General features: G+C 48.9%; 9 protein-coding genes and 1 other annotated feature. All 9 genes read right to left on the bottom strand.

All coding sequences use genetic code 11. From position 1 onward, the window contains the following. On the bottom strand, positions 1-1131 hold a 1131-nt coding region (locus tag ACI4N7_RS04710; protein ID WP_439732210.1), incomplete at its 3' end, for a M20/M25/M40 family metallo-hydrolase. 112 nt (positions 1132-1243) lie between these two features. Beyond that, a complete protein-coding gene (locus ACI4N7_RS04705) occupies positions 1244-2107 on the bottom strand; it encodes a transporter substrate-binding domain-containing protein (RefSeq protein ID WP_439732209.1) in 864 nt (287 codons plus the stop codon). Between the two features lie 723 nt (positions 2108-2830). Then, on the bottom strand, positions 2831-3844 hold the full coding sequence (locus ACI4N7_RS04700) for an alpha/beta hydrolase (protein WP_439732208.1): 1014 nt from the start codon (positions 3842-3844) through the stop codon (positions 2831-2833). 290 nt (positions 3845-4134) lie between these two features. After that, positions 4135-4872 carry an SDR family NAD(P)-dependent oxidoreductase gene (locus ACI4N7_RS04695; RefSeq protein ID WP_439732207.1) on the bottom strand — a complete coding sequence of 246 codons (738 nt, stop codon included), beginning with the start codon at positions 4870-4872 and terminating at the stop codon, positions 4135-4137. Positions 4873-4883: 11 nt separating this feature from the next. Further along, complete coding sequence (locus tag ACI4N7_RS04690; protein ID WP_439732206.1) at positions 4884-5702, bottom strand: amino acid ABC transporter ATP-binding protein; 819 nt, start codon at positions 5700-5702, stop codon at positions 4884-4886. A 1-nt stretch (position 5703) separates the two neighbouring features. Then, complete coding sequence (locus ACI4N7_RS04685) at positions 5704-6420, bottom strand: amino acid ABC transporter permease (RefSeq protein WP_439732205.1); 717 nt, start codon at positions 6418-6420, stop codon at positions 5704-5706. 2 nt (positions 6421-6422) lie between these two features. Further along, positions 6423-7139: an amino acid ABC transporter permease gene (locus ACI4N7_RS04680; protein ID WP_439732204.1), complete on the bottom strand. Its 717-nt coding sequence runs from the start codon at positions 7137-7139 to the stop codon at positions 6423-6425. A 59-nt stretch (positions 7140-7198) separates the two neighbouring features. Beyond that, entirely contained in the window at positions 7199-8074 is an 876-nt protein-coding gene (locus ACI4N7_RS04675; RefSeq protein ID WP_439732203.1) for a transporter substrate-binding domain-containing protein, read from the bottom strand. 12 nt (positions 8075-8086) lie between these two features. After that, complete coding sequence (locus ACI4N7_RS04670; protein ID WP_439732202.1) at positions 8087-9097, bottom strand: uroporphyrinogen decarboxylase family protein; 1011 nt, start codon at positions 9095-9097, stop codon at positions 8087-8089. A gap of 125 nt (positions 9098-9222) precedes the next feature. Then, positions 9223-9450: a binding site (T-box leader), on the bottom strand. Positions 9451-10202 lie beyond the last annotated feature (752 nt).

Below are 10202 nucleotides of genomic sequence, written 5' to 3'. Positions count from 1 at the left end.
TTTCCCATAGACTTCATGAATGGTATCTGACAGAAGCCTGAACATATCCCCTTTCACTTCTCCTGCAGGATGGGGATTTTCCGCATAGGATGCCTTTACCTTCACACCGTCGGGCATGATGGACTCCAGATATTCTTTAACGGAATCCACCGTATCACCCTGGAGTATGCGGACACTCATGGTGGCTTCCGCATGGGAAGGAAGCACATTAGCCTGGCTGCTGCCTTCTGCCATGGTAACAGCAAAGGTCGTATGGAGAAGCGCATCCATGATCCTGTCATTTTTTGCCAGTTTGACCAGCTTCTTCCAGTTTCTCTTCGGATGGCTTACAAGGCTTTTTCTTGGTTCTTCCTGCAGAGATGCCACCGCCTTGAGATGCGCTTTCACCAGCGGTGTCAGACGGTAGGGCATGGGATGAGCTTCCACCGCTGCCACAGCCCTGGCCACATCCCCTAGAACCGTGCCCCGCCCCGGTTTGCTGGCATGCCCGCCGGCACCATCCTTATAGAGTACAAATTCATTGGGCGCTTTTTCCGCCATGCCAACCAGTGCCAGCGGCGGCTGCCCGTCTTCTCCTTCTTCCACATTGCCTCCCTCGTCGAAAAGGCAGGCGAGGCGCACTCCCTGTTCCTTCAAATAGGCCGCTGTGAGTACCGATCCCTTTTTATCGGGGCTGCACTGCACTTCTTCGTTATGGCCGAAGGAAAGATAAATATCGAAGTCCGGTTGAAAACCTTCTTCCACCAGTTCCTCCACTGCGTCCATTTCCGCCGTAAGCACAGACTTACAGTCCTCCGCTCCCCGGCCCCAGAGACAGCCCTGGTCCACCTCTCCCCCGAAAGGTGGATGGCTCCACTGTTCTTCATGAATGGCAGGCACCACATCCTGATGAGCCATAAAAAGGACCGGATCCTTCATTGGTGTTTCCGATTTCCAGTGAAAAAGAAGGCTTGCCCTGCCTATTCTGGTAACCGAAAGTTTTTCGAAAATTGCCGGCCAGGTTTCCTGCATATACTGGTGAAGGCGGTCAAACTGCGTCCAGTCCGTATGTTCATCATTGACCGAGGAAACCGTAGGAATCCGCACGACTCCCTGCAGATGGGAAATATACTGATCCATTTTTTTATCCATAACATCCTCCTTAAATGCTGATTCTGCAGCGGGAAAAAGGAAGAACCTGCCGGGCCCTTCCTTTCCTTATTATAATACATATATAATTCTTGAAATATGCCAGGTCCTGGTATTATTTTCCTGCATCCTTCAGCTGATCAAAAAGATTCCTATGATACCATTTTTCGGAAATCTTCTGGAGAGTACCGTCCTTAGACAATTTTTCCAGAGCTGCTTCAATTTCATCAGCCAGCTTCTGTTCATTCTTATTGACAATCACCACGGTTTCATTCACCTTGATGGGCTTATCCAGAGCTACAATTTCAAAATTCATGGCCTTGGCAATGTCTTCCACGCCCAGGTTATTCGGATATACAAGAGCATCATACTGGCCGTTCTTCAGGGAAGTCAGCCGTTCTGCCGGAGTCAGACCGTCCTGGATAGGTACTTCTTTCATAATGTTGCCATGAGCTGCATTCCAGTCCGTAAGCACTTTATAAATACCGCCGTTCGGTGTATTTGGCACCAGCTTACCGCCGCCGTTAATCACATCTTCCAGGCTGTGGTATTTCTGGGCATTTTCTTTGGACATATACACCATAACGGAAGAAACGCCAATCGGTGTTTTCGGCACGATATAGTCCTGTTCACGGCGTGGTGTTCTGTAGTAGCCGCCGGAAGCGACCTTGGCATCGCCCGATTCCATCATTACGTCCTGGGTTTCCGGCGGAACAGCCTGAATGTCCAGATGGTAGTCCTTCAGGTTCTTATTGACTTCCTGCCAGATATCATATTCATAGCCCTGGATCTTGCCGTTTTCATCTGCCCAGGAAAGCGGTCTTTCCGTACTGGAAAGTACCAGCTTCACCGAAGTCTTGCCATCAGCTGCTGCAGCTGAGGAAGAGGCAGCCTTCTGATCGCCGCCGCAGCCGGCAAAAATACCGGCAGCCAGAAGAGAAGCCAGTGCAATGGATGCAATTTTTACAGATTTTTTCATAGGTATTTCCCCCTTATGATGATTTCTTACAAAACAAAAAGTCTCCCATCCTTTTCAGGACGGGAGACCCGTGATTCCACCTAAATTCATATATCCGTCGCCGGACATATCTCCATGAGTTCTAACAAACCCCTGCTCTGTATCGGGAGCCCCCGGGAAAGCCTACTGTCTTTCAGCCCGCCAAACTCGGAAATGCACTTCATCAACCTATCCGTATCCGCTCCCACTCTCCGGACTCGCTTTGCCGTATTCCGTATGACTACTCTTTTCTTCATCGTTTTCTATTGATATTCATACAGTATCACGGAAAAAGACTGTTGTCAATACCTGCTTTTTAGTGGAAATAAAGGGTTTAGAAGGTTCAAAAAGTTCAGAAGGGTTCAAAGGGTGGTGGTATCACTGCCTTCGACGGTAATGAGCATAAAGTCAGCATTACAGGATTACCCTCCCGCCTCTCAGCGTCATCCTGAGTGCCAGTGCTCGCTTGCCCTTTTATCAGGGGAAAGAAGGCCACATAGTGGCGAAGGGTTCACTTGGTGCGTGCCCCAGATGAGATTAAATACCATTCCATTCTGCAAGGGGATTCCTCGACTCCGTTTCATCAACGCCATGGTACTTTGGATTTCATGGCGGTTCTGTACTCCGCTCGAAATGACAGGGAAGCAGGCCGGACATGGCGTTGATAACGACGGTCAGCTGACAGCGGATTTCGGAACCCGCCTGTCATCCAAGCCCCTGTTCCCTCATCCACCGGTCCATGATATCCGCTATGACCTGATTGTTTCTGTCTTCAAAAAGGAAATGAGTATTTCCGTAAATTCCTATATCCGGCAGGTGAAGAATCCGGGCATTTCCGCCATGCCGATTGATGGTATCCGCCATGAGGCGGGCTTCCTCCAGACGGACTCGCCAGTTATCTTCACCGCCATGGGGACTTGGCTTTTCCGGTATGTGATCTCCAAAAATCATGAGAATGGGAATTTCTGCCAGTCGATCAAAATCCTTCACCGGAACAGGCACTCCTTTGAGTGCGCCAAAGGGGCTGGAAGAGGCCAGAGGCGGCGGTACTTCGCCTTCCGGAAATACAAATCCCACTCCCGGTTCCAGCGCAATGATGCCCTTGATGCCCGAATTTTTCACAGCTGCCAGCCATCCCGGCGACCCGCCCTGGGAATGGGTGACAAGAACGGTATCTCCTGCTCTTTTTACTGTTTCTGAAACAGCTTCTGCAGTAAGATTCGGATCAAAAGATCCTGTATTTGGCGTTCCCCTGCACCAGAATTGATTTTCCGCCTCCTTTTCCCTCGGGAACTGCGTGTCTTCAAAATAGTTTGGATAATGGCCGAAACGGAAAATATCAAACCACAAGGCTTCATCTGCCGAAGGAGTCACCTTCCCCTCCACGCCGCTGCTTCCGGCTCTTCCCCGCCGGGGCTGATCCATAAGGTATACGCTGTATCCTTTCCGCAGAAAAATCGTCTGGAAGCCTTCCCTGCCATCCGGTGTCGTTTCCCAGCAGGCACCGCTCTGTCCGGCGCCGTGGAGGAAAAGAAGCGCATTTTTCTTTGCATGTACCGGTACCTGATAAAACACATACCCCTGGTCTACATGCTTTTTCTGTCCTTCCGGAGACAGGGCATGGGATTCCTCATAGATTCCTTCTTCATGGATAACTTTACCACCGGCAGCAAAGCTGCCCTGCGCCTCTATCATAAGAGGCTTTCCTACTGCATTCATATGGATTTCCTTTCACCACAAGGGACTGTGAAAAAATGTAAATCATTTCTTTGCAGCTCATCTTTACTATTCTTGTATTCTCTTGAAAATGATTAAAACGGCAGTATGCTGCCCGCCGCATCATCTCGAGCGGAGCTGTACGCCGTTATAAGTGAGAAATATTTTTGTTCTATGGAAACTCCGGGTCGAGAGATCTCCTGCCACGATGCGGCTTATACAATGGAGGAGTAAGATTTCTCGACGCTCCTTCTCTCCGCTTGAAATGACAGCAGGGCAGATTAGCAGCAGATTCAATTCATATACAGTCCGCCGTTTACATCCAGAGTGGTGCCGGTAATCAGTCTGGCATCGTCGGAAGCAAGAAAAGCTGCTGCAGCGGCAATATCTTCCGGTTCCGCCACCTGCCGCAGAGGAATGGAGGAAAGATTGATGCTCATTTTTTCCGTCATCTGCGTACGGACAAATCCCGGCGCTATGGCATTTACATTGATGTGATAAGGCCCCAGTTCCCGGGCCAGGGATCTGGTAATGCCCTGCAGGGCCGCCTTGCTTGCCACATAGTCGGCAGAAGTGGCAATGCCTCCTACTTCTCCTGCCAGAGAGGCAATATTAATAATTTTCCCTCCCTTTTTCCTGAGTTCTGGAATCAAAAGCCGGGTCACATAAATCATACCATAAAGATTAACGGATAAAGTTTCATCCCAATCTTCCCGGCGGATCTTCTCAAAAGGTGTGGACAAACGGCAGATTCCCGCATTGTTGATAAGCACATCCACCCGGCCGAAACGGGAAAGCGCTTCTTCCACGCCTTTCTTTACGGAGGATTCAGAGGAAACATCCACCGCACAGCTCTGCACTTCTGTCCCAAAGGTATGCAGGATCTCGTTTTCCACTGCCTTATTATCCTCTTCCTTTCGGCCGAAGAGAATAATCTTTCCTCCTTCCGAAGCCAGACGGAGAGCAATGGCCCGCCCTATGCCCCGGTTTCCGCCGGTAACCAGAGTGACTGTATTTTGGAAACGTTTCATGATTTCCTCCTTTATGCCATGTCAGGCAGTGCATCCGGAAGAGGTGTCCCCAGCGGAAGGGAAGCAGAGGATTCCTTTTCTTCCGTTTCCGGTTCTCGATCCAGAATACGGCGCAGGAACTGACGGGTTCTCTGTTCCTTGGGATGGGTAAAGATTTCTTCAGGGCTTCCTTCTTCCACGATGACGCCGCCGTCCATGAATACCACCTTAGTCGCTGCTTCTCTGGCGAATTTCATTTCATGGGTAACCACCACCATGGTAACACCGTCTGCAGCCAGTTTCTTCATGACCGACAGAACACCGCCTACCAGCTCAGGATCCAGAGCCGATGTAGGTTCATCAAAGAAAATCACATCCGGCTTGACCGCCATAGCCCGGGCGATGCCTACACGCTGCTGCTGACCGCCGGAAAGCTGGGAAGGATAGTAATCCGCCCGATCCGACAGGCCTACTTCTTCCAGCGCCCGCCTTGCAATGCCTTCTGCTGTCTCTTTGGGAATCTTTCTTCCTACCGTGAGTCCAAGCATCACATTTTCCAGAGCCGTTTTATTAGCGAAAAGGTTGTAATTCTGGAATACAAAGGCTGTATGCTTGCGAACCCAGGCGATTTCTTTAGAGGAAGCTTTATGGAGATCCAGCTTTTTATCATCAAAAAGCATTTCTCCGGCGTCTGCTTTTTCAAGGAAGGTCAGGCTTCTGAGAAATGTGGTCTTTCCGGAGCCTGAGGGCCCCAGGATAACGATGACATCGCCTTTCTCAACTTTCAGATTGACATCTTTCAGCACTTCCTGCTTTCCGAAGTGTTTTTTTACATGAGATATTTCCAGCATATTACCCCTCCTCGCCCACAGTACGATACAGGCCCACATGTTTTTCAAAAATTTTATAAGCCACCTGTACAATGGTGCAGATAATGATATAAAGAATGAAGACTTCCAGATACGCTTCTATATAGTTGTATCCATAAGCCGCCTGGATTTTAGCGGCAGCCATGATATCCTTGATACCCATGAAGAAGGCCAGGGATGTGCCTTTGATCAGATTCACCGTCAGATTGCAGATATTGGGCAGAGCCGAGGTGAGAGCCTGGGGAATGATAATCTGCACATTGGTCTGAAATTTCGTAAGGCCAATGGTAAGTCCTGCTTCCATCTGCCCTTCCGATACACTCATAATGGCGGACCGGAACACTTCGGAAAGAAGGGCCGTAGTATTCAGCGTGAACACGATGACGGCATACCACAGAGGATTGATTCCACGGAATACATCAAACTGCAGACCCATGGCTTTGACAATGGAATTCAGCACACTGGGAAGGAGGGCATACATGAGAAGAATCTGCAGTACCAGCGGCGTGCCGCGGATAAAGGACACATATAATTTGATCAGCCTTTCTCCCGGTCCTCTGGCGCCTATCCTTTTTTCCGCCATAATGAAGGCGGGTACAAAGGAAAGAAGAAGCACAACAGCCGTAATGAAAAGGGTTACCGGAATAGCCTTGATGAGGAAGGGAAAGGCCCGCTCCATAAATGAAATATCAAGCTCCATGGTCAACCCTCCTCTACCTTAATCCGTTTATGGTTCAAATGGGCTTCCATCTTCAGGAAGCTTCGTTCAATAATGATGCTGAGGAGCCAGTAAATAAGCATGCAGGCGATGTAAAGTTCAATGCCGTAGGCTCCGTAATTTTTTGAAATAATAAGATTTGTACGCCCCAGAAGATCAATGAGGCCGATGGTATAGGCCAGTGCGCTTTCCTTCATCAGATTGATGACGGAATTTCCGAAATTCGGAAGGGCAATGACTGCTGCCTGGGGAAGCATGACATGGAAGAATGCCTGCACCGGCGTAAGGCCGATGGTGACCGCCGCTTCATACTGTCCCCGTTCCACCGTTTCATAGGCGGAGCGGAAAACTTCTGACACATAAGCGCCAAAGAGAAGCGTAAAGGTAATGATAACAAACAAAGCCCGGGATAGGTTATCCATATCAATGCCAAAGGATGCCTCCACAAACTTGGGTAATCCGTAAAATACAATAAACAGAAGAACGATAGAAGGCGTGCAGCGGATGATATAGGTATACCCGTCAGCCAGGGACCGGATCAGTCGATTTCCGGAAATCTTGGCCCATGCCAGCAGCATTCCCAGAAGGGAGCCGGTAATAATACTGGTAATCCCCACAAGCAGGGTTACCTTCAAATAAGGAAGCAGCGCCGGTATGGATGTGAAAATCACCTCCGGACTGAATGGTCTTGACTGCATCATAGAAAACACCTCCTGTCCTGTAATAGTGAATTAGTGGATTGTCAGCGGGAATAGCCCCATTACTGCTGGTCAAGCAGCTTGCTTACTTCTTCGCCGAAATACTTGTTTTCCAGTTCTGCGATCTTTCCTTCCTTTTTCAGTTCTCCCAGTGCGTTATCCACCTGTTCAGCCAGTTCCTTGTCATTTTTGTTGATGAGAGCATAGGTGGGGAGAGCCTTATACCGGAAGTAGAATAATTTATCCTTGAAATCTTTGTAGGGAGCATCCGGGGCTTCCACATTCTTCTTGTATTCCAGTTCGATGGAGAAGTATCCGTCATACCGGCCTTCCAGCACCCAGCTGTAGGCATCGGCTACCTGGAAATTTTCAGAAGCCTCCAAATTGATGGGATGATCCGGATGGGCTGCATTATAATCCTGGATAACCTGGTACTGTGCATTCTGCGGAGCAATAGGAACGAGCTTTTTGCCTGCTTTGGCAAAATCATCCAGATTCTTGATGGTGTCGGAATCTTCTTTTCGGATGGTCACACCGATGACAGAAGCGGCAATGTTATTCTTCGGGAATATATATTTCTGTTCCCTGGACGGCGTTTTCCAGATTCCCTTGGTACCGATATCATATTTTCCCGATTCTACGCCGATGAGCAGATCATCATCGGAAGTGGGGAAATACTGGAATTCATACTGCGGCAGCTTCTTAGCCACTTCTTTCATGACCGCCACTTCCATACCGTCAGACTTGTTATTATCATCTACATAGTCGTAGGGGAAATAGTGAGCTGTATGAGCCACTTTTACAATTTTCTTACCGCCGTTTCCTGAAGCGGCCTTGGCGGAATCCGCTTTATTTCCACCGCAGCCTGCTGCTGTCAGCGCAATACCTACCGTACCTGCAATGAGTGCTGCTTTAATGACTGTTTTCAGTTTCATCATAATCCCTCTCCCTTATTTCCCGTACCTGTCTGCCGCTTCACGAACCCATGCCAGATGATTCACATCGGTATCCCGCGGAATCGTGCAGTCAGCTCCCAGAACCACGCCGGTGGTGCCGGCTTCATCCAGAATATTCCTTGTTTCTTCTTCGATTTCTTCCTGAGTTCCTGTATAAATGACATCCTTTTCCGTCTGCCCGAATCCGCCAATCACTGCCTTACCATGGAACAGCTCCTTTCCCTCCTTCAGAGGAACTCCTTCCACTCTGACCGCCCAGTTCACAGCCTTGAAAGGATAGTCTCTGTACCATTCCAGATGATTATGGAAGCCATGGTATCCGCAGATGTGGAGGATATTGCTGCCGCCGGCCTCATTAGCTGCCTCCAGAATCCTCACTTCATATGGCGCCACCTGTTTTTCATAAATTTCTTCCGTAAGCCTGTCATAGCTGATATTGTTGACGGAAAGGTAAATGCCGTCCACGCCGCCTTCTTCAATGAGGGCCTTTGCCAGGTCTGCGTAGTCTTTGGAAATCACGTCGAATACGTGAGCTGTTTCTTTCGGATAATCCTGAATCCAGGAAGCGATATCCACCGGATGGCCTATAGTGCTCTGCATGAATTCAATGGTCCTTGGAACAGCGAAAAGATTGTAGAAAAGAGGTACTTCCTTTCCGTAGAGAGCTGCCAGCTTCTTTGCGTAAGAAATCTGGAAGCGGAACCAGTCCGAATCCCTGCCCAACGGCTTGATATCCTTCAAATCCAGAGGCGAGGAAAGGGGCTTTTTCAGTTCATCTAAGGGATAACTGAAGTAGCCATCCGTCATAATTTTGATAAGGTCCGGCTGGAAGGCTTGATAGAAATCGGCCTGTCCCGCCAGCACCTGATTCGTCAGTTCCGGATGGGAAAAAGCATCTGCTCCCACCTCATCTCCCAGAAAATGGTGCCAGAATCCCACCGGCACCCGGTCTGCTTTTTCATTATTGAAAACTTTGGCGATTAAATCTCTTCTACTCTCTGTCATGTGATGTCTCCTATGTTAAATAAAGTTTTTTCAATTTTTAAAAGGTCCAGTTAAGGAATTATCCTTATGACATCGGCGGCTTCCATTCATGGCTTGTACCTCCTGTATATAAAAAAGACCTCATCCAAAGGGACGAGGTCTCGTGATTCCACCCAATTTCACCGGTCTTCCATAGACCAGTCTCAGCAGGCACCTAACAGTGCCTCCGGCTGTAACGGGCCTCCCCGGCAGAGCCTACTTAATTCAGTCCTGCAGCTCCGAAATGCACTTCCTTTTCCTATCCGTATCCGCTTCCATCAGCCGGACTCGCTTGGCCGTTTTCAGAAAGGTACTCTTTTCTTCATCGCCTGATATGAAAAATATGTCCCCGGGCCATAAGGCCCGGGACATGATGGATACAGGCTTTAAATAAGTCCTGCTCCTATTTCCCTGCTCAGAGTCCTCGAGCTCCTGCGAATCGGGCACCTGTTCCCGTTCTGCTTCTTGTAAAGCGGAGCTCTTCCGATCCCTGTCAGAACATAAACTTACTTCTTGTAAAACTGGTGAAATGCGGGAGAAGAAATGCCCAGGAAAAGCAGGCATCCTGCAAGACCCCATTCCAGTTCATTCAGTTTTCTTGCTATCAGTCTGCCCATTCCTTTTCATCCTTTCTTCCATAACAAAAAGCTCCCGTCCCTAAGGGACGAGAGCCATAGCTTCGTGTTTCCACCCAATTTCATATGCCTGTCGCCAGACATACCTTTGAAGGTTCTATCAAACCCTGACTCTGTATCGGGAGTTCCCGGGAAGGCCTACTGTCATTTCAACCTGCCTCACTCAGAAATGCACTTCAGCACCTTATCCGTGTCCGCTTTCACTCTCCGGACTCGCTTGGCCGTCTTCAGGCTGCCTACTCTTTTCTTCATCGTTTCGTTGTACGTACTTTATCACGGTTCAGAAATCTTGTCAAGAGATTTTTTGAAGAAATATTCTAAATCGTGATTCGGAGGGTTCAAAGGGTATGGTATCGCCGCTTCGCGGCCATGAGTTTTATATGCTGCCTTTGGCGCAGATGTGAAGGTTTTACGCTGCCGACAGTTATCATTTATACTGGCTTTGACAGGTA

This window comes from Dialister sp., from assembly GCF_051885895.1.
In the GTDB taxonomy this organism is placed as follows: Bacteria; Bacillota; Negativicutes; order Veillonellales; family Dialisteraceae; genus Dialister.
The sequence above is the reverse complement of the archived record's forward strand: the minus strand, read 5'-3'. Positions and strand labels throughout refer to the sequence as shown.

Coding starts and splice junctions, on each gene's coding strand:
- ACI4N7_RS04705 (WP_439732209.1), bottom strand. CDS start 2,107: ATGAAAAAATCTGTAAAAATTGCATCCATTGCACTGGCTTCTCTTCTG.
- ACI4N7_RS04700 (WP_439732208.1), bottom strand. CDS start 3,844: ATGAATGCAGTAGGAAAGCCTCTTATGATAGAGGCGCAGGGCAGCTTT.
- ACI4N7_RS04695 (WP_439732207.1), bottom strand. CDS start 4,872: ATGAAACGTTTCCAAAATACAGTCACTCTGGTTACCGGCGGAAACCGG.
- ACI4N7_RS04690 (WP_439732206.1), bottom strand. CDS start 5,702: ATGCTGGAAATATCTCATGTAAAAAAACACTTCGGAAAGCAGGAAGTG.
- ACI4N7_RS04685 (WP_439732205.1), bottom strand. CDS start 6,420: ATGGAGCTTGATATTTCATTTATGGAGCGGGCCTTTCCCTTCCTCATC.
- ACI4N7_RS04680 (WP_439732204.1), bottom strand. CDS start 7,139: ATGATGCAGTCAAGACCATTCAGTCCGGAGGTGATTTTCACATCCATA.
- ACI4N7_RS04675 (WP_439732203.1), bottom strand. CDS start 8,074: ATGATGAAACTGAAAACAGTCATTAAAGCAGCACTCATTGCAGGTACG.
- ACI4N7_RS04670 (WP_439732202.1), bottom strand. CDS start 9,097: ATGACAGAGAGTAGAAGAGATTTAATCGCCAAAGTTTTCAATAATGAA.